The sequence below is a fragment of the Leisingera sp. SA215 genome, assembly GCF_055902035.1.
The window spans coordinates 142,445-165,054 of sequence record NZ_JBVVXU010000010.1 but is presented as its reverse complement, the minus strand read 5'-3'; the positions used below and the strand labels follow the sequence as shown (position 1 = coordinate 165,054).

General features: G+C 62.1%; 22 protein-coding genes, 1 pseudogene and 1 riboswitch. Of the genes and pseudogenes, 7 read left to right on the top strand and 16 right to left on the bottom strand.

All coding sequences use genetic code 11. The annotated features are described in order from the left end of the window. Positions 1-100 precede the first annotated feature (100 nt). The gene (locus AC0KW6_RS13100; protein ID WP_024091228.1) at positions 101-454 is read left to right on the top strand and encodes a P-II family nitrogen regulator; all 354 of its coding nucleotides are present in this window, start codon (positions 101-103) and stop codon (positions 452-454) included. 25 nt (positions 455-479) lie between these two features. After that, complete coding sequence (locus AC0KW6_RS13095; protein WP_474035085.1) at positions 480-1,814, top strand: ammonium transporter; 1,335 nt, start codon at positions 480-482, stop codon at positions 1,812-1,814. Positions 1,815-1,938: 124 nt separating this feature from the next. Here AC0KW6_RS13095 and AC0KW6_RS13090 read toward each other — a convergent pair whose 3' ends face one another. Beyond that, a complete protein-coding gene (locus tag AC0KW6_RS13090) occupies positions 1,939-3,123 on the bottom strand; it encodes an amino acid aminotransferase (RefSeq protein WP_474035084.1) in 1,185 nt (394 codons plus the stop codon). Next, positions 3,123-3,977, bottom strand: a complete 855-nt coding sequence (sseA, locus tag AC0KW6_RS13085) for a 3-mercaptopyruvate sulfurtransferase (protein WP_474035083.1) — start codon at positions 3,975-3,977, stop codon at positions 3,123-3,125. Before sseA ends, AC0KW6_RS13090 begins: the two co-directional genes overlap by 1 nt. A gap of 281 nt (positions 3,978-4,258) precedes the next feature. Between sseA and AC0KW6_RS13080 the strand changes: the two genes are divergently transcribed. Next, positions 4,259-4,702 (top strand): hypothetical protein, encoded by a 444-nt coding sequence (locus AC0KW6_RS13080; protein ID WP_474035082.1) that lies wholly within the window; start codon positions 4,259-4,261, stop codon positions 4,700-4,702. 259 nt (positions 4,703-4,961) lie between these two features. Here the strand turns inward: AC0KW6_RS13080 and smpB are convergent, their stop codons facing one another. The 3 genes from smpB to AC0KW6_RS13065 all read right to left on the bottom strand — a co-directional run bounded on the left by smpB (position 4,962) and on the right by AC0KW6_RS13065 (position 6,989). Next, a complete protein-coding gene (gene smpB / locus AC0KW6_RS13075) occupies positions 4,962-5,444 on the bottom strand; it encodes an SsrA-binding protein SmpB (RefSeq protein ID WP_024091233.1) in 483 nt (160 codons plus the stop codon). Between the two features lie 45 nt (positions 5,445-5,489). Next, the gene (locus AC0KW6_RS13070) at positions 5,490-6,344 is read right to left on the bottom strand and encodes a DMT family transporter (protein ID WP_474035081.1); all 855 of its coding nucleotides are present in this window, start codon (positions 6,342-6,344) and stop codon (positions 5,490-5,492) included. A gap of 84 nt (positions 6,345-6,428) precedes the next feature. Continuing rightward, positions 6,429-6,989, bottom strand: a complete 561-nt coding sequence (locus AC0KW6_RS13065; RefSeq protein WP_474035080.1) for a helix-turn-helix domain-containing protein — start codon at positions 6,987-6,989, stop codon at positions 6,429-6,431. 105 nt (positions 6,990-7,094) lie between these two features. Here AC0KW6_RS13065 and AC0KW6_RS13060 point away from each other — a divergent pair, with 105 nt between their 5' ends. Beyond that, positions 7,095-8,273 carry a benzoate/H(+) symporter BenE family transporter gene (locus tag AC0KW6_RS13060; protein WP_323776308.1) on the top strand — a complete coding sequence of 393 codons (1,179 nt, stop codon included), beginning with the start codon at positions 7,095-7,097 and terminating at the stop codon, positions 8,271-8,273. 134 nt (positions 8,274-8,407) lie between these two features. Further along, the gene (gene ilvD, locus AC0KW6_RS13055; protein WP_323776310.1) at positions 8,408-10,252 is read left to right on the top strand and encodes a dihydroxy-acid dehydratase; all 1,845 of its coding nucleotides are present in this window, start codon (positions 8,408-8,410) and stop codon (positions 10,250-10,252) included. Positions 10,253-10,667: 415 nt separating this feature from the next. Here the strand turns inward: ilvD and AC0KW6_RS13050 are convergent, their stop codons facing one another. Beyond that, a complete protein-coding gene (locus AC0KW6_RS13050) occupies positions 10,668-11,021 on the bottom strand; it encodes a DUF6678 family protein (protein ID WP_474035089.1) in 354 nt (117 codons plus the stop codon). Positions 11,022-11,026: 5 nt separating this feature from the next. Beyond that, on the bottom strand, positions 11,027-11,845 hold the full coding sequence (locus tag AC0KW6_RS13045; protein WP_323776314.1) for a sulfotransferase family protein: 819 nt from the start codon (positions 11,843-11,845) through the stop codon (positions 11,027-11,029). Positions 11,846-11,988: 143 nt separating this feature from the next. On the opposite strand from AC0KW6_RS13045, the gene AC0KW6_RS13040 reads away from it, so the two are divergent. Beyond that, a complete protein-coding gene (locus AC0KW6_RS13040) occupies positions 11,989-13,566 on the top strand; it encodes a DUF5928 domain-containing protein (RefSeq protein ID WP_474035079.1) in 1,578 nt (525 codons plus the stop codon). A 130-nt stretch (positions 13,567-13,696) separates the two neighbouring features. On the opposite strand, the gene rpiB is transcribed toward AC0KW6_RS13040, so the two are convergent. Together rpiB and AC0KW6_RS13030 are read right to left on the bottom strand one after the other, a co-directional pair. Further along, on the bottom strand, positions 13,697-14,146 hold the full coding sequence (rpiB, locus tag AC0KW6_RS13035) for a ribose 5-phosphate isomerase B (RefSeq protein ID WP_323776317.1): 450 nt from the start codon (positions 14,144-14,146) through the stop codon (positions 13,697-13,699). A 229-nt stretch (positions 14,147-14,375) separates the two neighbouring features. Next, positions 14,376-14,516: pseudogene (locus AC0KW6_RS13030) on the bottom strand (IS5/IS1182 family transposase); the annotation flags it as partial. Here AC0KW6_RS13030 and AC0KW6_RS13025 point away from each other — a divergent pair. Next, on the top strand, positions 14,476-14,640 hold the full coding sequence (locus AC0KW6_RS13025) for a hypothetical protein (RefSeq protein WP_474035090.1): 165 nt from the start codon (positions 14,476-14,478) through the stop codon (positions 14,638-14,640). The pseudogene AC0KW6_RS13030 and the gene AC0KW6_RS13025 overlap by 41 nt on opposite strands. Positions 14,641-14,694: 54 nt before the next feature. On the opposite strand, the gene AC0KW6_RS13020 is transcribed toward AC0KW6_RS13025, so the two are convergent. The 7 genes from AC0KW6_RS13020 to AC0KW6_RS12990 form a co-directional block, all read right to left on the bottom strand. Next, entirely contained in the window at positions 14,695-15,780 is a 1,086-nt protein-coding gene (locus AC0KW6_RS13020) for an FAD-binding oxidoreductase (RefSeq protein ID WP_323776319.1), read from the bottom strand. A 4-nt stretch (positions 15,781-15,784) separates the two neighbouring features. Continuing rightward, positions 15,785-17,020 carry an aromatic ring-hydroxylating oxygenase subunit alpha gene (locus tag AC0KW6_RS13015; RefSeq protein ID WP_323776321.1) on the bottom strand — a complete coding sequence of 412 codons (1,236 nt, stop codon included), beginning with the start codon at positions 17,018-17,020 and terminating at the stop codon, positions 15,785-15,787. 107 nt (positions 17,021-17,127) lie between these two features. Continuing rightward, a riboswitch (cobalamin riboswitch) is annotated at positions 17,128-17,326 on the bottom strand. Between the two features lie 240 nt (positions 17,327-17,566). After that, entirely contained in the window at positions 17,567-18,211 is a 645-nt protein-coding gene (locus tag AC0KW6_RS13010; protein WP_323776323.1) for a DUF1523 family protein, read from the bottom strand. Positions 18,212-18,221: 10 nt separating this feature from the next. After that, positions 18,222-18,488, bottom strand: coding sequence for a hypothetical protein (locus AC0KW6_RS13005; RefSeq protein ID WP_474035078.1), 267 nt, complete (start codon positions 18,486-18,488; stop codon positions 18,222-18,224). A 2-nt stretch (positions 18,489-18,490) separates the two neighbouring features. Next, positions 18,491-19,852, bottom strand: a complete 1,362-nt coding sequence (locus AC0KW6_RS13000) for a DUF6638 family protein (protein ID WP_474035077.1) — start codon at positions 19,850-19,852, stop codon at positions 18,491-18,493. Between the two features lie 52 nt (positions 19,853-19,904). Then, positions 19,905-20,639, bottom strand: coding sequence for an HNH endonuclease (locus AC0KW6_RS12995; protein ID WP_323776329.1), 735 nt, complete (start codon positions 20,637-20,639; stop codon positions 19,905-19,907). Further along, on the bottom strand, positions 20,636-22,573 hold the full coding sequence (locus AC0KW6_RS12990; RefSeq protein ID WP_323776331.1) for an AAA family ATPase: 1,938 nt from the start codon (positions 22,571-22,573) through the stop codon (positions 20,636-20,638). Before AC0KW6_RS12990 ends, AC0KW6_RS12995 begins: the two co-directional genes overlap by 4 nt. Positions 22,574-22,610 lie beyond the last annotated feature (37 nt).

Here is a 22,610-nt window from a genome sequence, read left to right as displayed (position 1 = left end):
CTGGCTTTGGGCTTTGCACCGCTCGCGACGGCGGTTTTGCTGCAGGTGCACAATGCATCGGCACAGGGCCGGAGCAGCGCGGAAACCAAGGGATGCAGAGATGAAGATGATCATAGCCGCCATCAAGCCCTTCAAGCTGGACGAGGTCCGCGAGGCGCTGACCGGTCTTGGCGTGAGCGGGCTGATGGTCACGGAAATCAAGGGCTTTGGCGCCCAGGCGGGCCACACGGAAATCTACCGCGGCGCCGAATACGAAGTAAATTTCGTCCCCAAGCTGAAGTTGGAACTGGTGGTGCCCGCCGATCAGGCCGACCAGGCCATCAGCGCGATTTCCGAGACCGCCCGCACCGGAAAACTTGGGGAGGGCAGGATCGGCGACGGCAAGATTTTTGTTCTGGATGTGGAACAGGCCGTGCGGGTCCGCACCGGCGAAACCAACCTCGAGGCGCTGTAAGGCGCCCGGCATGGAGGAAAGACCTATGAAGAACCTCAAACTCCCCCTCGCGGCCCTGGCACTGGCCGCGCTGCCGGGACTGGCGCTGGCCCAGGACGGCCCCGCCCCCGGCGTGAACCCCGCGACCGATACCGTGTTCATCCTGAACTCGCTGCTGTTTCTGATCGGCGGCTGCCTGGTGTTCTGGATGGCTGCTGGCTTTGCCATGCTGGAGGCCGGCCTGGTGCGCTCCAAGAACGTAACCATGCAGCTGACCAAGAACATGGCGCTGTTTTCCCTGGCCGCCGTGTTCTACTGGCTGATTGGCTATAATCTGATGTATCCGCTGGGCAACTGGGCGGTCGACGGCGTGCTGTCCGGTGTCTTTGGCCCCGGCGTGCTGGAGGCGGTCGGGATCACCGCGGAAGGTGCCGACGACTATTCCTATGCCACGACCGGCTCGGATTTCTTCTTTCAGCTGATGTTCTGTGCCGCCACTGCCTCGATCGTTTCGGGCACTTTGGCAGAGCGCATCAAGCTGTGGCCCTTCCTGATCTTTACCATCGTGCTGACGTCGGTGATCTACCCGTTCCAGGCAAGCTGGAAATGGGGCGGCGGTTTCCTGGAGCAGATGGGCTTCCTGGATTTCGCGGGCTCGACCGTGGTGCATTCGGTGGGCGGCTGGGCCGCGCTGACCGGAGCGCTGATCCTGGGGCCGCGCATTGGCAAGTACAAGGACGGCAAGACCATTCCGATGCCCGGCTCCAACCTGGCGCTGGCAACGCTTGGGACCTTCATCCTGTGGATGGGCTGGTTCGGCTTCAACGGCGGCTCGCAGCTGGCGATGGGTTCGATTGGCGATGTAGCTGACATCAGCCGGATCTTCGCCAATACCAATGCCGCTGCAGCGGGCGGCGCGGTGGCCGCATTGGTTCTGACCCAGCTCCTGTTCCGCAAGCCGGACCTGACGATGATCCTGAACGGTGCGCTGGCGGGCCTGGTGGCGATCACCGCCGAGCCGCTGACTCCGGGCCTGGGCCTATCCACTCTGATCGGCGCCATCGGCGGGGTGATCGTGGTCTTTGCGGTGCCGTTCCTGGACAAGCTGCAGATCGACGACGTGGTGGGCGCCATTCCGGTACATCTGTTCTGCGGTATCTGGGGCACTGTTGCGGTCGTGCTGTCGAACCCCGACGCGACACTGCTGAAACAGCTGACCGGGATTGCCGTAGTGGGGATCTTCACCATCGCCGCCTCGGCCGCAGTGTGGATCATCCTGCGGGCCACCACAGGCATCCGGGTGGAGGAAGAGAATGAGGTCAACGGGCTGGACATGGCAGAACTGGGCATGGAGGCCTATCCGGAGTTCTCACCCAGCTGACTCCTTGCACGGCATTGAAACAAAAGGACGGCGCTTTCATGGGGCGCCGTCTGTGCATTTGCAGCCCGCAAAAGAAAAACGCGCCCCTGAAAGGAGCGCGTTTCGGGATGTTCTGGCGGCGGCCTCAGACGCCGGCGTCGACGATTGCCTTAGCCAGCAACGGAACGGTCTGCGCATTCAGGCCCGCGATATTCAGGCGGCTGTCACCGACCATGTAGATGCCGTTGTCCAGCCGCATCTTCTCGACCAGATCCGGCGTGGTACCCAGGAGCGAGAACATGCCGCGGTGCTGGGCGATGAAGCCGAACCGGTCCGAGCCGGTCAGCCGCTGCAGCTCATCTGCAAGGCTTTGGCGCAGGTCCAGCATGCCGAGGCGCACCTCTTCCAGCTCTGCCGCCCAGTCGGTGCGCAGGGCCTCGTCGTTCAGGATCATCGTCACCAGACGCGCACCGTGGTCCGGCGGAAAGGAGTAGTTCTGCCGGTTCAGGAACGCCAGGGTGCCCTGATTCAGTGCCTGCGCCCCCGCGTCATTCGACACCGCCATCAACAGGCCGGTGCGCTCGCGGTAGATGCCGAAATTCTTGGAGCAGCTGGCCGCGATCAGCACCTCGGGGCAGCCCGCGGCCACCAGGCGCACGCCCCTGGCATCTTCCTCCAAACCGTCGCCAAAGCCCTGATACGCGATGTCGATCATCGGAATCAGGCCGCGCGCGTTCAAAAGCGCGATGACCTCTTTCCACTGGTGCTCGTTCAGATTGGCGCCGGTCGGGTTATGGCAGCAGCCGTGCAGCAGCACCACGTCGCCCTTCTGAGCGCCCTTCAAGTCTTCCATCATGCCGTCAAAGTTCACACCGCGGGTGTCGCGGTCGAAATAACGGTAGGTGACGGCCTCAATGCCGACATAGTTCAGGATCGACACATGGTTCGGCCAGGTCGGGTCTGAAACGAACACCCGGGCCTTGGGATTGGCCATAGTGATCAGTTCAAACGCCTGGCGCACAGCCCCGGTGCCCCCGGGGGTCGCAGCCGCCGCGATATTTTCACGCGCTACCGCATCGCCCAGGATCAGATTGACCATCGCGTCGCCATAAGCCGGATCGCCGGCCAGACCGACATAGGCCTTGGTGGTCTGCTCTTCCCACAGCTTGTGCTCGGCCGCCTTGATCGAGCGCATCACCGGGGTGACGCCCTCGGCGTTCTTGTAGACGCCGACGCCAAGGTCGATCTTGTCCGCGCGCGGGTCGTCGCGGTACATCTGCATCAGCGCCAGAATCTTGTCGGCGGGCTGGGGTTTCAGGGTCTCGAACATCAGTTCTCTCCGGTAGCAACGGGAAGGGTCGGGAAGGCACCCCATTCCGCCCACGAGCCATCATAGACCGCATGATCGGTCTTGCCGATGCGCTCCAATGCAAGGCTGAGGACGGCGGCGGTGACACCCGAACCGCAGGTGGTAATCACAGGTTTGTTCAAATCGGCACCGGCTGCGGTAAATTCGGCGCGCAGCCTCTCTGCATCCTTCATGGTGCCATCCGCATTCAGCAGGCGGCCGAAGGGCACGTTTTTCGAACCAGGGATGTGACCCGCCCGCAGGCCTTCGCGCGGTTCCGGCACCTCGCCGCGGAACCGCGCGGCGGCGCGGGCGTCGATGATTTCATGGTCGCCCAGCTTGGCCGCGGAAGACACCTGTGTCACATCGCGCACCATGTGGTTTTGCACCCGCACGGTCATATGGCGGTCGCGGATCACCGGCGGCAGGTCCTCAACCGGGCGGCCTTCGGCCTGCCATTTCGGGAAACCGCCATCCAGCACCGCAACATTGGCCTGCCCCATCAGGCGGAACAGCCACCAGACGCGGGCGGCGGAAAACAGGCCCGCTCCGTCATAGACCACCACTTGGTGGCCGTCGCCCACGCCCATCGCCCGCAGGCGGGACATGAATTTTTCAACCGGCGGCACCATATGCGGCAGGTCCGAGCGGTGGTCGGAAACATCATCGATATCGAAAAAGCGCGCGCCGGGGATATGGGCCGCGTCAAATTCCGCCTTGGGATCGCGGTCTTCCTGCGGCAAGTACCAGGAAGCGTCCAGCACCCGCAGATCCGGATCCTTCAGATGGGCGGCCAGCCAGTCGGTGGAAACCAGTGTCTTTGGATCATCCTGCATCAAAGCGTCTCCCTTTCTGCGCATGCGCTATGGGTACATCTGGCGGCACAGCGGCGCAAGGCCGCGGCGCCCTCTGCCTGCGGTTCCAAAATTCCCGCGAGCCGTTACCAGGACGTTAACAGCATGGGCCCCAATTTCAGCATTTCATCGCAAAGGCCCGTTGCAGGCCCGGTTTTCACAGCTTCCTTGCAGCTTTTCTAATTGCAGCGGGCATATTCAACCCCGGCGCCTTGCGCGCGGAATGCATGGAGATCGGCAAAACATACATTGGCAGCAACGACTTGACGGCAAAGACCCGGATTGGAAACCACACACCGGATCTGCGGAAACCAAACCAGTTCACTGAGCAGGCCGATCTTACCCTGATGGCCGGGCTGCCGTTCAAGTACCGTGTCGGCCTGTCGGCTCTCGCTGCGCTGCCAAAGCTTGAAAAGCTGGCCTTGGTGAACATCACAGCGCCTGACCTTGCACCGCTCGCCCGTCTGCCGCAGTTGAAGCGGCTCAGCCTTGATTCTGTCCGCGTGTCCGAGTTTACCCCGCTGACCCGGCTGACACAGTCTGAGCACCTCTCGGTCTGGGGGGCAGTCGGCCTGCCCGCCGGAACGCTGCAACCGCTGCTGGAGGTCGAAACCCTTCGGATTGTCTATACCGGCCCTGTTTCCGCTTCGCACAGGCGGCTGCTCGGGAAAGGCAACATCGCTCAGTACCTCACAGGCACCCCCTAGCTGGTGCAACTGCTGCACAGTGGGATCCTGACCTGAGACCGGCAGCACAATCGCAGCGCCCGTCAAGATCAAGCCCGGCGAGGACGTGACAGGTCATGTTTCCCGTATCGAGGGGCACGGCGGGCGTGACAGGCAGAATGCCCGCAGCGCCGCTTCAGGCTACGGTGCCAGCCGGCAGGCGCATGATCCCGGCTTCTTTCTGGTGGACATACTCAGGGTGAATCGGCCGCCCGGCCAAGAGGGCAGCGCCCTCCCCTGGTCAGCGCGCGTCCTTCAGAAGCCGCTGCTTCTGGCGGGACCAGTCGCGCTTGGCCTCGCTCGCCCGTTTGTCGTGGTTTTTCTTACCCTTGGCGATGCCCAGCTTTATCTTGGCCCGGCCCTTGTGATTGAAATACAGAACCAGCGGCACCAGGGTCATCCCCTTGCGCTGGGTGGCGTTCCACAGATCCGACAGCTCCTTGCGCGACACCAGCAGCTTGCGGCGGCGGCGCTCTTCATGCTTAAAGACCTTGGCCTGTTCGTAAGGCGGGATATAGGCATTCACCAACCACAGTTCGCCATTCTCCACCGCAGCATAGCTGTCTGCGATGTTGGTACCGCCGCCGCGCAGCGCCTTGACTTCGGACCCCTCCAGCATGATGCCGCATTCGATATCGTCTTCGATCGCGTAATCGAACCGTGCCCGCCGGCTCTCGGCGATCACTTTGTAATTCGGATCGGATGTCTGCTTCTTCTTGGCCATGGGAGGCAGATGTAAGGCGGCGCGGCGGCGGGCGCAAGGCGCGCGTCACCGCTTCCGGCTGCGCAGCAGCGTGAAAACACCACTGCCGACAATCACTGCGCTGCCGATCAGGGTCAGCGCATCGGGCCGCTCGCCAAATACCAGCACCCCCAGCACCATGGCAAAGATCAGCCTAGTGTACCGGAACGGCGCAATCACCGCGATTTCCCCCGCCCGCATCGCACCGGACAGCGCGTTATAGGCAATGACGCCGATCGCCGTGGCCGCCGTGATCTGCAACCAGTTGCGCGGCGCGGGCCAAACCGCCCCGCCGGTCCAGCCCAGCGCGATCACACCGGCAAACGCCAGCATGGCAAAACCGAGGAAGCCCAGCTGGTTGTTGCTCATGTCCTTGGGCGCCGCGCGGGTAGCCAGATCCCGGCCCGCAAACCCCAGCGTTCCGGCAACGGCAAACAGCGAGGCAGGTTCAAACCCGCTCAGGCCCGGACGCAGAATCAGCAGCACGCCCACGAACCCCAGCCCGATCGCCAGCCAGCGCCGCCAGCCTACCGTCTCGCCAAAGAACACCACCGCGCCCGCCGCCACCACCAGCGGCGTTGCCTGCAGAATGGCCGAGGCCGAGGACAAAGGCGTCAGCGCAATCGCCAGCGTATAGCACAGCCGCCCCGCCACCTCCGCAACAGAGCGCAGCAGCATCGGGCGCGTGCTGAATCCCGGATGCCACGGGGCATGTCCTTGCGCACGCGCCATCGCGGCAAAGACCGCCATGCCGCCCAGGCCGAAGAGGATCAGGATCTGCCCCACTGGCAGGCTGCGGGCTGCGGATTTGATGAACATGTCTTCCAGGGCAAAGGCAGCCATGGCCAGCGCCATCAACAGGCTACCGCGCAGCGTATCCATACAAGACCTTTCCGGGAAACGGCTTCAATTCAATGTCACGGTCACTTGGTAGGCCGCACGCCGGCGATGCACAAGTGAAGGATGTCACCCCGGCTGCGGCAGAACCGCCTGACGGTAGTGATGCATGTTGAGGAACACCGCGCCGCTGCCGCCGCTGCGGTAGCCATGCGGTTGATCGGCGGCGAAGCGCAGCCCCTGACCGCTGTCCAGCGGGGTCCAGCTGTCGCTGCGCAGCACTTCCATCTGACCCTGCAGCACAAAGACCTCCTCGGTGACACCGGCATCATGGGGCTGGGACTGGTGGCATTGCCCCGGTTGCAGCGTCACCTGAAAGGTCTCAGCCCCTAGCAGCGGATCAAAGGGAAACACCATCTTGACCGCGATGCTGCCGGGGAACTGCACCGTCTCATAAACACCCTCAGCCTGGCCCACGGGCCGCGTTGCCTCGCCGATCAGCGCGGTCAGCGGCAGGTGAAAGCCCTTGGCGATCTTCCACAGGGTGGCAATCGTCGGGCTTGATTCGCCGCGCTCGATCTGCCCCAGCATTGCCTTGCTGACGCCGGTCGCCTCCGCTGCCTTGCTGAGGCTAAGCCCAGCCGCCGCACGGATGTCCCGCAGGTTCAGGGTGATGGTTTCATCGCTCATAAGTTCCGCCGCTCAAAAAACACTTGTGCGTTATAACGCACGGTGTGTATTGTGCGCTATAACGCACAATATCCCTAGCCGATCCGGCATCAAAGGAAAACCCGCATGCTCAAGGAGCTGAAACTTTCGCATCTTGTCTCCGGCGCAGTGGCCGTGCTGGTGGGCTACACCGGATCGGTCGCTATCATCTTTCAAGCGATCGAAGCGGCCGGCGCCACCCAGGCCCAGGCCAACAGCTGGATGCTGGTGCTTGGACTGGGCATGGGCGTAACCTGCCTGATCCTGTCGGTGATGTACCGGATGCCGATCCTGACCGCCTGGTCCACTCCCGGCGCGGCGCTGCTGGCCGTCAGTTTGAATGGTGTGCCCATTGCCGAAGCAATCGGCGCCTTCCTGCTCTGCGGCGCGCTCCTGACCCTTACCGGCCTTACCGGCTGGTTTTCCGCCCTGTCGCGGCTGATCCCCGACACACTGGCCAGCGCCTTGCTCGCCGGTATCCTGTTCCAGTTCGGGCTCTCTGCCTTCACCGCTTTGCAAACGGACACCCCGCTGGTGGCGGTGATGGGCCTCAGCTTCCTGTTGGGCCGCAAACTGTTCCCGCGCTACTGTATCCCCGCGGTGCTGGCGGCGGGGGTGGCCTGCTGCGCAGGCTCCGGCGCCTTTGGCAGCCTTGAGGTGTTGGACCTGACGCTGGCGCGCCCGGTGTTTGTGATGCCTGCCTTCTCGCTGCCCGTGCTGATCGGGGTCGGGCTGCCGCTGTATATCGTCACAATGTCCTCGCAGAACATGCCTGGTGTGGTGGCCCTGAAGGCCTGCGGCTATCAGGCACCGGTTTCCGCCAGCCTGACTGTAACCGGCCTGGCCTCGCTGATCCTCGCCCCGTTCGGCGGCTTTGCCTTCAATCTTGCCGCCATTACCGCCGCGATCTGCGCAGGACCGGAGGCGGATGAGAACCCGGACACCCGCTATCTCGCCGGCGTCATGACCGGCGCGGTCTACATTCTGGTCGGCTTGGGCGGCGCAACCGTCATCAGCCTGTTCCTGATCGCACCCAAGGCGCTGGTGGCCGCCGTCGCGGGACTTGCGCTGCTCTCAACCATCGGCAACAGCCTGTCTGCCGCACTGTCGGACGCCAAGGGCCGCGAGGCGGCACTGATCACCTTCATGATCACAGTGTCCGGCATCAGCTTCTTTGGAATCGGCGCGCCGTTCTGGGCGCTGGTGCTGGGGCTGGCGGTGAATCACTGGCTGAAAGCCCCCGAACCCGCCCCGGTGCGCGCCTGACAGCCCGCCAGGAGAGACATTTCACCCCTGAAATCCGGCGCCAACTGTGCCAAAATTATCGAACAGCCCCCCGGCAGGTTGCCTTTGTTGCGCAAATCGTGTCCCTGAGGGCAAAGACTAAGGGATATAGCCTGATGCCAATGTACCGATCCAGAACCTCCACCCATGGCCGCAACATGGCGGGCGCACGCGGATTGTGGCGCGCAACCGGCATGAAGGATGATGATTTCGGCAAGCCGATCATCGCCATCGTCAACTCCTTCACCCAGTTCGTGCCCGGCCACGTGCACCTCAAAGACCTGGGCCAGATGGTCGCCCGCGAGGTTGAGGCGGCCGGCGGTGTGGCCAAGGAATTCAACACCATCGCGGTGGATGACGGCATCGCCATGGGCCATGACGGCATGCTCTACTCGCTGCCGTCGCGCGAGGTGATCGCCGACAGCGTCGAATACATGGTCAACGCCCATTGCGCCGATGCCATGGTCTGCATTTCCAACTGCGACAAGATCACTCCGGGGATGCTGATGGCCGCCATGCGCCTGAACATTCCGGCAATCTTTGTCTCCGGCGGCCCGATGGAAGCGGGCAAGATCGACATTGCCGATCTGGACATGAAGAAGATCGACCTGGTGGACGCGATGGTTGCCGCTGCCAATGACAAATTCACCGACGAGCAGGTCCAGCACATCGAAGAGAACGCCTGCCCGACCTGCGGGTCGTGCTCGGGCATGTTCACCGCCAACTCGATGAACTGCCTGGCCGAGGCCCTGGGCCTGGCGCTGCCGGGCAACGGCTCGACCCTGGCTACGCATGCTGACCGCAAGCATTTGTTCCTGGAAGCCGGCCGCAAGATCGTCGAGATCACCAAGCGCCACTATGTAGGCGAGGAAAAGGGCCTGCTGCCGCGTGAGATCGCCACCTTCGAGGCGTTTGAAAACGCGATGAGCCTGGATATCGCCATGGGCGGCTCCACCAACACCGTGCTGCATCTGCTGGCGATCGCCAACGAAGGCGAAGTCGACTTCAACATGTCCCACATGGACCAGCTCAGCCGCAAGGTGCCCTGCCTGTGCAAGGTCGCGCCGAACACTGCCAATGTGCATATGGAAGACGTGCACCGGGCCGGCGGCATCTTCTCGATCCTCGGCGAGTTAAGCCGCGCGGGCCTGCTGCATAACGACTGCAGCACCGTGCATACCGCGACCATGGGCGAGGCGATTGCCAAATGGGACATCAAGGTTGCCAACAACCCCGAGGCCGAGGAACTGTACAAGGCAGCCCCCGGGGGCGTGCGCACGACGCAGGCGTTCTCCCAGTCCAACCGCTACAAAGAGCTGGACGACGACCGTGAAAACGGTGTGATCCGCTCCAAGGAGCACGCCTTCAGCCAGGACGGCGGCCTTGCGGTACTGTTCGGCAACATTGCGCTGGACGGCTGCATTGTGAAGACCGCCGGTGTCGACGCAAGCAATCTGACCTTCACCGGCTCAGCCTATGTCTGCGAAAGCCAGGATGCGGCGGTCAACGACATCCTGACCGGCAAGGTCAAAGAAGGCGATGTGGTGGTGATCCGCTATGAGGGCCCGCGCGGCGGTCCGGGCATGCAGGAAATGCTCTACCCGACGTCCTACCTGAAGTCGAAAGGCCTGGGCAAAGCCTGCGCGCTGCTGACGGACGGGCGGTTCTCTGGCGGCACCTCGGGGCTGTCGATCGGCCATGTCTCGCCCGAAGCAGCCGAAGGCGGCACCATCGGCCTGGTGCGCCAGGGCGACACCATCGAGATCGATATTCCAAACCGCTCGATCCATTTGGCAGTAGCGGACGAGGAACTGGCGGCGCGGCGTGAGGCGCAGGATGCAGCTGGCTGGAAACCGGCCGCGCCGCGCAAGCGCAAGGTGTCCAAAGCGCTGAGGGCCTACGGCCTGCTGGCAACTTCAGCTGCAAAAGGTGCAGTGCGTGCACTGCCCGGCGAAGACTGAAGCAATGCCGCCTGAGTGGTTTTCTTTTGACCTGCCGCGCCTGAAACCGGGTCAAGGGCCGCGCCGCGCGCGGCGGCACAGCGGCTTGCCCTTGGCGTGGTTTCAGGAGCCATAAAACGAAAAAGGCGCGTTTAGCGGCAGACATGCCCCTGAACCGCTTCTTGGCGAATTCTGCATAAGCAAAGGCCTCCCGCCCCCGCTTAGGCCCGCTGGCTGACGCCAGCACGCCGCGCGGCGTTGGGCGTGGCGCCGTGCTGGCGCACGGCGTGCCTCCGGCGGGAGTATTTCGGCAAAGGAGAAGCTGCTCTGCCAGATGAGGCACCCGCCCGCGCCGCGCCAGCGGCGCCCGGCCCAAGGCTTTAAGCTGCATCTTTGATGCTGCGCGAAGGCGCGGGAGCCACGCATCTTTCAACACTCAAAATGATTTGGGGAAGGACAGTTTTTCCACGGGGGTGCCGCATTTCACAAAGCCAAAGATACGCACTGCATTACCCTCGGCTTGCCCAGCCAATCCAATCTGCTCGAGCCGTCTTTGAAAGACGGCATCAGCCAAGCAGCTGCCACCCAATTCCACCCATTCCAAATCCGAAAAGCCGCCGTCGGAAAAATGGTAGTACCATTCGCGGTCCCAGCCGCCTACGTATCCGTTGACTATGCAACGAGACCGGAAATCAGGCCTGTCAGCGGTGTCCAGCGTCAAGACCAAGTCCCTGAGTTCCATCCATTTGGTATGGCTGGAAACGGGATAGTACCCCTCGGCTTCCTGCACCACACCTACTCGCCCAGTTTGGCGTGCACCTCGTCGAGGTCGATCTCCCCGACCGGCATCTTGTTGGCCGGGTTCTGGACGTCGTACTTGAACAGTTCAAAATCGCGTTTGTAGATCTCGTAGACCAGATGCATCGACAAATCGTCGAAATAATCCTCAACCGGATGCGCGCGTTTGGGGCCGTGGCCTTCGCTTTCGTTGAAGCGCGGGATCGCGTTCAGGTCCACGGCATGCGGCGTTTCGATGCCATCCAGCACTCCCTGCATGCCGGCGTTGAAATCTTCGGTCCAGAAGATCCGGTTGTAGCGTCCGCCGTTCAGGATGAAGGTGGACACATGCCCCGACATCGCCGACCAGTGAATGTCCGGGTCCATCGGGCGGCGCCAGCGGATGGTGTCGCGCACGAACAGCAGAAACCGGCGGAAGCTGGCGATCTGGTCGAAGTCCTGCTTACCGTCTTCGCCGCCGACCTCAACCCCGTATTCATAGGCCAGCTTGGGCACCAGATTGCCGCGGTAGCGGCGCCCGTTTCGCTGGATGCCGCAGATCTTGTCAAAGAACGAGCTGAGGACGCGGGCATAGGGGTTCCGCACACAGGTGAAGGCGTAGGACCGGTGTCCCTGCACATTGCGGGTGATCGGCCCCTGGCTGTGTTCCAGCGCCCATTTGTGCAGGCCCTCTTTGGCGTCGTGGATATCGCCGTCAAAGAACGCCCCGTGATCGGAGTAATAAAGGATCTGCCCGATTGTCGAGCAGGCGCATTTCGGCACCACCCGGTAGACCACACTTTCACTTTCCGTCATCCAGGTGCCGGGGAACCCCATCCGCTGCCCTCTTATTAATTCTTGCCTTGGTCCCGGCAGTATTCGCATATGTTTACCGAAACGGGAACTATCTGGTTTATTCGTGCCTTAAGCCCGCTTATCAAGGGAAACAATCAGGCAAAACAAGGCAATCCGTCCGCATCATGGCAAAAATCGCATATATTCTGCTCTGCCATAAGGACCCCGGGTCGATCATCCAGCAGGCTGAGCGGCTGACTGCGGCCGGCGATTACATGGCGATCCACTTTGACGGGCGGGCGGCGCCGGAAGACTACCAGTCGATCCGGGCTGAGCTGGCGGACAACCCCAATGTGACCTTTGCCAGAAAGCGGATCAAATGCGGCTGGGGGGAATGGTCGCTGGTCGAGGCGACGCTGCACGCGCTGCGCAGCGCGGTGGAGGAGTTTCCCCGCGCCACTCATTTCTACATGCTGTCGGGCGATTGCATGGCGGTGAAAACGGCAGAATACGCCCACCGCTTCCTCGACCAGCATGACAAGGATTTCATCGAAAGCTTCGATTTCTTTGACAGCGACTGGATCAAGACCGGCATGAAGGAGGACCGGCTGATCTACCGACACTTCTTCAACGAGCGTAAGCACAAGCAGTTGTTCGACTGGAGCCATCGGCTGCAGAAACACCTGGGACTGCAGCGCGAGGTGCCGGCAGATATCCAGGTTCAGATCGGCAGCCAGTGGTGGTGCCTGCGCCGCCGCACGGTGGAGTGGATCCTGGATTTCACCCGCAAACGCCGCGATGTGATGCGGTTCTTCCGCACCACCTGGATCCCGGATGAAACCTTCTTTCAGACTCTGGTGCGCCACCTGATCCCGGAAGGCGAGATCGAGCCCCGCACCCTTACCTTCCTGATGTTCACCGATTACGGGATGCCAGTGAATTTCCACAATGACCATTACGACCTGCTGCTAAGCCAGAACTTTTTGTTCGCCCGCAAGATCAGCCCGGAAGCGACAGAGCTGAAGTCGCGGCTTGGGCGGCTTTATGCAGCGCAGGGCGTCGACTTCCAGATCTCTAACGAGGGGCGCAGCCTGTACAAATTCCTGTCCCAGCGGGGCCGGATCGGACGCCGGTTCGCACCGCGGTTCTGGGAGACTGAAAGCTCGCTGGGGCGTGAGCGCGAGCTGCTGATCGTGATCTGCAAGAAATGGCACGTGGCCAAGCGGCTGCTGGAGCAGATCCGCCAGGTGACCAATATCCCGGCCATCGAATATCTGTTCAACGAAGAAGACACACCGCTGCCCGATCTCGGCGGCATCCAGGCTGCGCTGATGAAGCGCACCCGCCACCGTCGTGCGCTGATGCGGATGCTGTTCGAATACTACGATTCCGATCAGCTGCTCATCTGCCTGGATCCCGGCGCCGTCGATCTGATGAATGATTTCCATTCCGACCGTTCCTCGACCCGTTTCCTGCAGATCGAATGCGAGTTCAGCGATGATTATCTGACCGGCCACGCGCAGCGGGTCGGGCTGGCGGGTGAACGCACACCGCAATTGACCCTCGAGCGTCTGCTGCCGACAATCCGCAACGACATCCTGTATGAAATCGACCGCATCCGCGATGCCGGGTTCAGCCAGCTGTTCCAGATACGGGAAACCAACAGCCCGGAGGAGAACGCAGACCAGCTCCGCCGCTTCCTGGGTCTGACCGAGGAGAAAGCCATGCAGATTGCCGGTGCCCGCTACCTGTTTGCAGATTGAGCCGAGCAGCACCCCGGCGGGCGGGCACGCAGAAAGGCCCAAAGTGCGGGACAGGCCGGAGATGCACCGGACCCGCGCAGCGGCAGGCGGCAGCAGGTCTTCGCCGCCGCCCTGACATCGGGGGTTAGCGTCAGTCTTCCAGCGCTTTGATCATGTCCACCCGTGTTGCATGGCGGCCGCCCTCAAAGCTCGCGTTCAGGAATGCATCCACAATGTCCAGCGCCAGGCCTTCGCCCACGACACGCGCGCCGATGGACAGCATGTTGGCGTCGTTATGGGCGCGGATCATGCCGGCCGAAAACGTATCGGCGCAGACACCGCAACGGATGCCTTTGACCTTGTTCGCGGCCATCATAATTCCCTGGCCGGTGCCGCACAGAACAATACCCAGCAGGCACTCGCCAGAGGCGACAAGCCGCGCCGCGGCTGCGCCGTGCTCAGGATAATGCGTGCTTTCCGGTGTCTGCGGCCCGATGTCGGCCACCTCCCAGCCCTGCGCCTCGATATGTGCAGCGACAGCTTTACGCAGCTCAATGGCGGCATGGTCGCTGGAAAGGGCAATCCGGTTGCTGGATGTCATGGTTTGGTCGTCCTGTGTCAAAAGGAAGTTTGCGGCATGGCGGCCTTGGATCAAGTCACAGGCGCGCCGTCAATCACTTTATCCCCAGCTTTGGCACGGGAAGCCCCGCTCAGCCGGCTAAACCGCTCTGCTTCCCCGCAAAATCCGCCAGGTGTTCAGCGATCCAGTCGAAGGCGTTGTAGCGCAAATCTGAAGGGAGCCGCATTTCCCCTTTCCCCGGACACAGTAATCCTACAGCCTTTGCGATTGGTATGCCGGAAGCGGTGAAACGATTCAGCACCGCAGCGCGGACCTGAACCACGGCGGCTCGGCGATTGAAGTTGCGGGCCATGAGACGCAGCCCGAGACCCTTCACACAGTTCATGCGCGACGACGGCACCGTGATCCAGCCCTTTTGGCGCTCGCTCTACCGCCACGCCCGCCCCGGTATCCTCGGCGCTGAAGGCCATCAGATCAACGAAGCCCATGTGCACAAGCTGGCCATGGAAGCCTGATCGGGCCGAACAGGCAAAAGGGCGCGCGCCAGTCCCGGCGCGCGCCCTTGTTCTTTAGATATCGACCTCGACCCGGCCAATCGGGTTGGAGCAGCAGGCCAGGATGTAACCTGCCTCCACGTCTTCCTCCGAGATGCCGCCGTTGTGCACCATATGCACTTCGCCCGCGGTCTTCTTGACCTTGCAGGTGCCGCAGATGCCAAAGGTGCAGCCCGACGGGATGTTGAGCCCCGAAGCCTTGGCCACCGCCAGCACCGTATCTGTTTCGGTGCAGGCCGCCATAACACCGGAGGCCGCAAAGCTGATCTCTGCCGCTGCGGTCTCTTCCGGCACCACGTCGTCGATCTCGGGCGCATCGGCTGCAGTCTCAACCGGGGCACCAAAGCTTTCCTGGTTGTAGTTCTCCATGTCGAAGCCCAGGCCGTTGAGCATGTCGCGCACCGCCTGCATGAACGGATCCGGCCCGCAGCAGTAGACTTCGCGCTCCAGATAGTCGCCGGCAATCAGGCCCAGCATGATCTGGTTCAGCTGTCCGCGGTAGCCGGTCCAGACCTGATAGGGATCGTCCTCTTCCACCACAAAGTTCAGCTTGAGGCCGGGCACCCGTGCCGCCATGCCTTCCAGCTGGCGCCGCGCGATGATCTCGCTCGGGCGCTTGGCGCAGTTGATAAAGCTGATGTCGGGCGACTGGCCGCGGTCGAACAGATACTGGGTCATCGACAGGCTTGGCGTGATGCCGGAGCCTGCGGAGATGAACAGGAACTTGCCGTTCGGGCGCTTGGGCAGGGTGAACAGCCCCGCAGGCCCCGAGGCTTTCAGCATCCTGCCGGGGCGCAGGTTGTCCAGCATCCAACGGGTGCCGATGCTGTCCGCTTGCGCCTTCACCGTCACCGAGATCGACAGCGGCCGCGACGGCGAGGAACTGATCGTGTAGGTGCGCCAGACGGTCCCGCCCGGCACCGGCAGTTCCAGCGTCAGGAACTGGCCCGGCTGGTATTTGAACCACGCGCCGGAAGGCGCGCGGAAGCTGAAGGTGGCGGTGTTCGGCGCTTCCGGCACAACAGAGACGCATTCCAGCATCTCGTCGTCCTTCCACGCCAGGGTTTCGTCCAGCGACTCGAAATTAGCCTGCAGTCCCATGGGCTTACTCCGCCGCGATCAGGTGGCGGCCGGTCAGGGCGCGGGTCAGGTGCTCAGCATACCAGTTGGAGAACTGAATGACGCCGCTTTCCTGCACTTCGGAATAGGGTCCGGGCTGGTAGGCGGGCGAGTTGATGCCGCGCTGGTTGTCCTCGACCACAATGCGGTCCTCATCGTTGGTGGCCATCCAGACTTCTGTCAGGCGCTTGATGTCATAGTCCTGGCCCTCAACCGCGTCCTTGTGCACCAGCCACTTGGTGGTCACTTCGGTCTCGGTCGCGCTGATCGGGTTCACCCGGAAGACAAGGGAATGATCCGGCAGGAAGTGGTTCCAGGTGGTTGGGTAGTGGAACTTCAGCAGCGTGCCGGCATCGGCAAAGGGCACCCGTCCCAGCGGTTTGGCGACCGCAGCCTTGCCATCCATGGTATAGCTCTCGGCGCCCTCGTTCAGCGGCATTCGCGCCAGCCGGTGCTGTCCGCGCGCATCCATCCGGAATTGCGCCGGGCAGCCTGCGGCTTCGATCCGGTCGAAATGCTTCTGCAGGTGCGGCGGGGTTTCACCGCCTTCCACCCCGGTGACCGAAGGATCTTCCGGGAAGGTCCGGCACAGTGACGGGTGGTTGCCGCCGCAGTGATAGCACTCGCGGTTGTTCTCCCAGACCAGCTTCCAGTTGCCGTTCTCGATGATCGAGCTTTCATAGGCAATCTTGGCATTGCCCAGATCATGCGGCTCCAAGTAGGGGCGGGCGGCCTCGGCGAACGCATCGAAATCCGGCGCCTCATCGGCCAGGCAGATATAGATCAGACCGGCCAGATCCCGGCAATGCACCGGCTTCAGCCCATGTTTGGAGGCATCGAAATCCGGCCCCATGTCGCGCGCCCACAACAGCGAGCCGTCCAGCTCGTAGGTCCACTGGTGGTAGGGGCAGACCAGCTTGGGCGAATTGCCCTTCTTGGCCTTGCACACAACCGAACCGCGATGGCGGCAGGCATTGTGGAAGGCACGCACTTCGCCATCGGTGCCGCGCACGATGATGACGTTATAAGCCCCCACCTGATGGGTCACATAGTTGCCCGGCTTCGGCACTTCGCAGGCGGGAATGGCAAACAGCCACTCGCGGTAGAAGATCTGCCGCAAGTCCAGATCCAGAACGCCTGGATCGGTATAGAACGCCTGTTCCAGAGAGTAGTTTTTCTGCCGGGCCATCAGCTTGGCCAGAATCTCGCTATCGTGAAGCATCTGCTTCTCTCCTTTGCCGCAACCCCGCGGCGGGTTGGCTGGGTGCGGGCAGGTGAAGAGAGATTGCAGGCCACGCGCCCGCAACCGCCCCGCCGCCGCCCGCGGTTGACGTTTTTCAGGGCAAGGCTGGTTTCCGGACTGTCCCGGGGCCTTTAGGCGGCGGGGCCTGGCACCTTCCCGAGGCACCTGCCTCAGTGGTCATTGCCATGCCTTGCCCGGGGTCACCGTTGCGGGGGCAGTGCCGGGGTTTCACCAGCTTCCCAATTCTCCGCCCCGAAGGACGGCACCTTGCTATCCGCGGTATTGCCCTAAAAATTTCCCGCCATGGGAAACAAAACCGACCCGGCGAAACCAGAATGAGACATGCAGGTTCATTACCGGCCACCAGACGAACCTGCCCAATGCCGCAAAATGCGCTCTGCATGCAAAAAGCGGCAAAAACCCTACCTGTCAGCAGCTGATTCAGGCCGTTTCCGGCGAATCTGCACAGCGCTCTCCGCCAGGCTCCGCCGCACCTGAAAAAGGCCGCGTTTCCGCGGCCCTGTCTTACTTCGATTTCCAGCTGTCCAGCCAGCGCCGGAACCGCCCCTTGCGCTCGGCGATTGCATCGCCCGCCGCATATAGGCTGTCCTCGACCTCCTCCAGCATCGGGTCTATGCGGGCTTGGCGGAAGCGGCGCCAGCGCACATAGATGGCCCAGAACAGCGCCGCCAGCAGCACCAGCACAATGATCGAGAACCAGTTGGCCGGCTTGTCCTCCGGCCCCGCCACCGGGTTAATCGTCACGGCGTTGGGAAAAACCGACAGGAACTCGTTGCGCCAGCCGTAATGCATCACCGCCACCCATTCCGGGTTCGCCTTGGTCGAGATGCTGTCATTGGCATCGGTATACAGGTTCGCGGTGTCGAACTTGAAATAGGGCGGCCAGTTCCAGCCGGTATCCTCATTTCGGTAGACCATGTTGCGGCCGTTGGGGCGCACCGCCTGGATGAACTGCACATCGCGGTTGATCAACTCGGCGGACTGGCCGTCCGGCTTGGACCAGAAGAGTTTGGTCCAGTCGTTCAGCTCCTGCCGCTCCTCATAGGTGTTGACGATGCGCACCACATCGTACTGCGGCAGCGTGTAATGCAGAAAGGCGCCGAACAGCACCCAGATGGTGATCAGAAAAGCCCATTTGATGAAACGCATCTGCTGCACCTCACATGAAGTTGATGACATAGACCAGAAGCGCGATCGCCCCTAGCGGAATGATATAAACCAGCAGGATCAGCTTGCGCCGGAACGAGCGGTCATATTGTTTCAGCCCCCGCTGGATGAAGGCGCTGCGGTCGCCGGTCAACCCCTTCTCTTTCCAGCGGCGCTTGAGCTTCGCCCGCCGCACTTCGCGCGAATAAAGCGAGACCGCGCCGTAAGCCACGGTCAGCCCCGCCAGCAGGATCAGGATCAGGCGGATAAACCCGAACATCTCTATCGCCCCCTCACCCGGTTCACCGCGCCCCAGGGGCCGACCCGCTCGACCATCCCTTTGCGCCGCACCCGCGGCAGCGCAGGTGTGTGCCCGTCCATATCCGGCTCATGCCCGAACAGTGCGGCGCGCGCTCCGGCCTTGTCCACCGCGTACTCCCGCGCCAGGAACTCCGCTGCATAGGCCTTTTTCGTCTCCGGCCAGCCCCGGTACTGATGGTAAAACAGCTCCTTGTGGCAGATGAACATCTGGCGGAAATCATGCGGGCACAGCTCCGCCAGCAGCATGTTCACGAGATCGCGGCAGGGCGTATCCGATGCCCGCAGGGAATAGAAATAGGCCGGATGGTCCGAGGTGATCTTCGGCCACTTACCACCGCCCTCCGCCCAGCGCACCAGCGCCGCCAGCCCCTCGAACTCCGCCGGCAGTTCCTCCGCATGCCGCGCCGCCATCCGCCGCAGGTCCGCGCGCGACAGGCCCGACAGATCCCTGCCCTTGCCCGTCAGCACGCTCACTGCCAGAAACCCCATCTTCTGCCGCAGGATCGCCGCACCATCGACGCCGCGCGCCCGGATCACCGGCTCGGCCAGTTGGTTCAGCTCCAGGAACCGGGCAATCGCATTGCGCTCATCCAGCCCGAACACGTGGCGCAGCGGTACGCCTTCGGGCTTGGCGCCGCTGGCAATCACTGCCGGATGCTCAACGTCCTGGAACACATAAAGCCCGCCGAAATGCGCGGTCCAGAAGTTCGACTGCTCAAAGACCTCATGCTCCAGATGCACCGGATTGCGGGTCACATCGCCGGTCTGTTCCGCCGTCGCAATCATCTCCCCGATCAGCGCATCGTCAAACCAGGCATCCTCCGCGGTTTTGAAACGCTCCACCAGCTCCACCAGACGGTCCGCATGGCGCAGCGTGCCGCGGGTGGTATCCGCATCGATCCGAACCCGCCGGATGTCGAACAGCTTGGCGGGGCTGGAGACCTCGTACACCGAGTTCACCAGTTCACCGGCGACTGCATCGGTCGCGGTCAGCGCAAACAGCTGGCGTTCGTTGACCTCGATAAACCGGCGCAGAATGTCCCGGCTGGTGGAGAATTTCACGTGAAGCAACGGGCAGCGCTTCTGCTCGGTCGACAGCAGTATGAACTGCCGGTTCACCCCCGCATGGTTCAGATAGTGATCATCCCCCAGCTCGTCGCCCACTTCGGGAGAGTAGCCCGAGATATCGACGTGGAAATCCGTGAGGGAGGTGGTCTTGCCCGTCAGATGCGTCAGCGCGCGGTTATACCGCTCCACCAGCGCCGGCGAGGCCACATGGAAGAGATTGCCGAACATCAGGCCATGCTGGATGAGGCGTTTCATGTGTCTCTCCTTTCCGCATCGCGGCTTCACCGGGGAATACCGCCTTATAAGGTCACGCATTTTCTCTAATCAGCTTCTTCAATTCTTCAATTTGGAAGGGTGGCTGCCTTTTATGCAGCATCGCATGACAATTAGGGCAAACGGGCCTGAGGTCCGTTACAGGGTTAATTTCGTAAGTCTTTTTGCGAGCTGACACTGGTACCAAGTGATGCACATGGATAAACTCCCTCCCAATTTCACCAAAAGTTGCCTGAAAATCAAAATTACAGACTGAGCAAACGTATCCGTACTTTGCCAAACATGCGGCTCTAGCCTGAGCGTTACGCTCATATTTCGTCTGCAGAACATCCAGTCGAGCCCCCTCGAGAAACTGCGTGTTTGCTAGATTCTTTGCCGCATCTGGTGCCGTAACTTCCCGGACCAAGGCATAATATTCACTGCCTTCCTGAATCAGTTTCCTTTCTTCAGACGGCTCTTCACAACGAAGAATTTTGGGAGTGTCTTTTTCGGTACCTGGGACCGCGATCTGACGAAACGTCAACAACCTATAGTTTTCTTCTAGAACCAGTTCCAAATGACGGAGTGTTTGCGCATATCCGGCCGCCCTTTTTTTCCCCGGTTGCGGTATAGACCAGCTCTCAGAAAACACACGCTGCACTCCATCTTTGTCAAAGTGCTGCCAGGCTCCGATAATCACAAACCGCTCTTCGTGGTTCACAAAAGACCAGCTCCAGTTCCAATTGTCGCACGTCGCTCCGAGAGCTTGGACAAACTTCTTCCTGCTCACCCCTGCCCCTCCAGATACCGCCGCTTGGCCTCTTCCTGGCGGCCAAAGTCTCGCACCATGTTCTCAATCGCCACCTCATCCGACTTGTCGGCATAGCGGAACTCAGAGTCGGCGTAGCGGTTGATCTCCTGGATCACCATATCGACCGTGATCGGCACCCGCAGCTCCGCAATCATCGCCGATTTGGTCTCGTAGTCCTTGAACAGGAACAGCTCCGGGTTCTCCATCCATTCATCCGGCAGCTCGAAATCCATCGCGCGGACCTTGACCGCGTCGGTGATGTTCTTGATGGCACGGCCCGTAAACCGCTCGTCCGCCCGCTGGATCGCCTTCAGGTAGGTGCCCAACTTGGCCAGATCATCCAGCTCCCCGAGCTGATCCTGCACCCGGCCAAAGACCTCTACCAGCCCCGGCTCCTGAGGGCGATTATAAGCCTCGAACGAGCGCGCGACGGCCTGTTTGATCTCCTGCGCGCCGTAGAGGTCATGCTCACCCAGCGGGATCGCATGGTTCTTGCCCATCAGCAGGGTCAGGATGTCGATGTAATCCTCCCGCGTCTGCGGCCCGTCCACCAGGAACCGCGCGCCCGCCCGCTGGCGCAGCGCGTCGTCCACATTCTCCGGGTAGTTGGAGAACATGCCAAAGGTGCAGTTGCCCCTGACCACGGTATTCGCACCGGCGAAGGCCTCCATGAACACCGCCGTCACCTCCTGCTGGCCCGCCGAGGATTGCCGGTCGCCGCGCTTGCCCGCGATCTGGTCGATGTCATCGATGGTGCCAAAGCCGATGACGCCCGGATCAATCACGTTCTGGATGAACGACTTGGCATTCTGGCCCGACTTGCCCTGATAGCTGTCGATATTGTCGATGCCGAAATTCTGGTAGCGGAAGGCATAGCCTGCGTTCTGGCAATAATCGTGGATCAGCCCCGCCATCATCTGGATCAGCGTCGTCTTGCCCGTTCCTGGCTTGCCGTCCCCCATGAAGGTGAAGATGAAGCCGCCCATTTCGGCAAACGGGTTCAGACGGCGCTCAAAATCATAGGCCATCAGCATCTTGGACAGCCGCAGCGCCTGGTACTTGGCGATATGGTTGCCGACCACCTCATGCGGCTTCTTGAACGCCATGGTAAGGGTCGTGGATTTCGCCTTGGCCGCGGCGTCAAAGCCGCTGATGGTCAGATCATCCGCCTCCACCCGCCAGGCAGCGGCAGTGAACGCCTCCAGCCGGCCCGCATGCTGCGCGCGCAAGGCGGCCTTCTCCATCAACTGCTCGGCATAACCCGCCGCAGCCGCAATCAGATGTGCGTCATCGGTGCCATGCAGCGCCAGTTTCTGGTCCAGCTCCCACAGCGCCCCGTGCAGCGCCAGCGGCGCGTTGTCGGTCAGCAGCTCCTCCGCCTCCCCCACCTCGGCCTGCACCTCGGACCCGTGCGGCGCCAGCAGATAGGCCGTGGCATTGGCAAAGACATGCGCTGTGACCAGCGCCTCTGCGGCCAGCAGCTCGGTGAACTCCCCTTTGCGTGCGGCATCCAAAGACCCGGCCAGATTGGCCCGCTTCAGGTCACTCAGGCCGGACACATCCGCATAAGCTTCCCCCATCGCCAGCGAGATCGCCAGCGCCCGGCGCAGGCAATGCTGCAAAGTCGCCTGCAAGGGCGAGGTCAGCGGATCCTCCTCATCCGCCGCTTCAATCCGGGCAATCAGATGCACCCCTTCGGGCCGCGCGGTGGAGCGCGTCACCAGTCCCGGCGTGGTAGACCGGAACCGCCGCCGCGTGCCGATGCCTGAGGACCGCTCCGTCGCCTTCGCCTCGGCCTGCGGCTTGGCCATCCGCGGCGTGTGGTCAAACCCCTCCAGCAGCGCGGCCGCGGCGGCGTAGTGCTTGCGGATATCCACTTCCCGCAGCTCCATCTGATTGCCTGAAATGCTCATTTCACCCTCTCAATCCGTGCCGCGCGCCCTAAAACCC

Bases quoted from the DNA above. Each gene is read 5' to 3' on its own strand.
- AC0KW6_RS13010 (WP_323776323.1), bottom strand. From the start codon at position 18,211: ATGCGTTTCATCAAATGGGCTTTTCTGATCACCATCTGGGTGCTGTTC.
- sseA (WP_474035083.1), bottom strand. From the start codon at position 3,977: ATGCAGGATGATCCAAAGACACTGGTTTCCACCGACTGGCTGGCCGCC.
- AC0KW6_RS13000 (WP_474035077.1), bottom strand. From the start codon at position 19,852: ATGAAACGCCTCATCCAGCATGGCCTGATGTTCGGCAATCTCTTCCAT.
- AC0KW6_RS12990 (WP_323776331.1), bottom strand. From the start codon at position 22,573: ATGAGCATTTCAGGCAATCAGATGGAGCTGCGGGAAGTGGATATCCGC.
- AC0KW6_RS13040 (WP_474035079.1), top strand. From the start codon at position 11,989: ATGGCAAAAATCGCATATATTCTGCTCTGCCATAAGGACCCCGGGTCG.
- AC0KW6_RS13070 (WP_474035081.1), bottom strand. From the start codon at position 6,344: ATGGATACGCTGCGCGGTAGCCTGTTGATGGCGCTGGCCATGGCTGCC.
- ilvD (WP_323776310.1), top strand. From the start codon at position 8,408: ATGCCAATGTACCGATCCAGAACCTCCACCCATGGCCGCAACATGGCG.
- AC0KW6_RS13015 (WP_323776321.1), bottom strand. From the start codon at position 17,020: ATGCTTCACGATAGCGAGATTCTGGCCAAGCTGATGGCCCGGCAGAAA.
- AC0KW6_RS13060 (WP_323776308.1), top strand. From the start codon at position 7,095: ATGCTCAAGGAGCTGAAACTTTCGCATCTTGTCTCCGGCGCAGTGGCC.
- AC0KW6_RS13025 (WP_474035090.1), top strand. From the start codon at position 14,476: ATGAGACGCAGCCCGAGACCCTTCACACAGTTCATGCGCGACGACGGC.
- rpiB (WP_323776317.1), bottom strand. From the start codon at position 14,146: ATGACATCCAGCAACCGGATTGCCCTTTCCAGCGACCATGCCGCCATT.
- AC0KW6_RS13100 (WP_024091228.1), top strand. From the start codon at position 101: ATGAAGATGATCATAGCCGCCATCAAGCCCTTCAAGCTGGACGAGGTC.
- AC0KW6_RS13005 (WP_474035078.1), bottom strand. From the start codon at position 18,488: ATGTTCGGGTTTATCCGCCTGATCCTGATCCTGCTGGCGGGGCTGACC.
- AC0KW6_RS13045 (WP_323776314.1), bottom strand. From the start codon at position 11,845: ATGGGGTTCCCCGGCACCTGGATGACGGAAAGTGAAAGTGTGGTCTAC.
- smpB (WP_024091233.1), bottom strand. From the start codon at position 5,444: ATGGCCAAGAAGAAGCAGACATCCGATCCGAATTACAAAGTGATCGCC.
- AC0KW6_RS13020 (WP_323776319.1), bottom strand. From the start codon at position 15,780: ATGGGACTGCAGGCTAATTTCGAGTCGCTGGACGAAACCCTGGCGTGG.
- AC0KW6_RS13095 (WP_474035085.1), top strand. From the start codon at position 480: ATGAAGAACCTCAAACTCCCCCTCGCGGCCCTGGCACTGGCCGCGCTG.
- AC0KW6_RS13090 (WP_474035084.1), bottom strand. From the start codon at position 3,123: ATGTTCGAGACCCTGAAACCCCAGCCCGCCGACAAGATTCTGGCGCTG.
- AC0KW6_RS13065 (WP_474035080.1), bottom strand. From the start codon at position 6,989: ATGAGCGATGAAACCATCACCCTGAACCTGCGGGACATCCGTGCGGCG.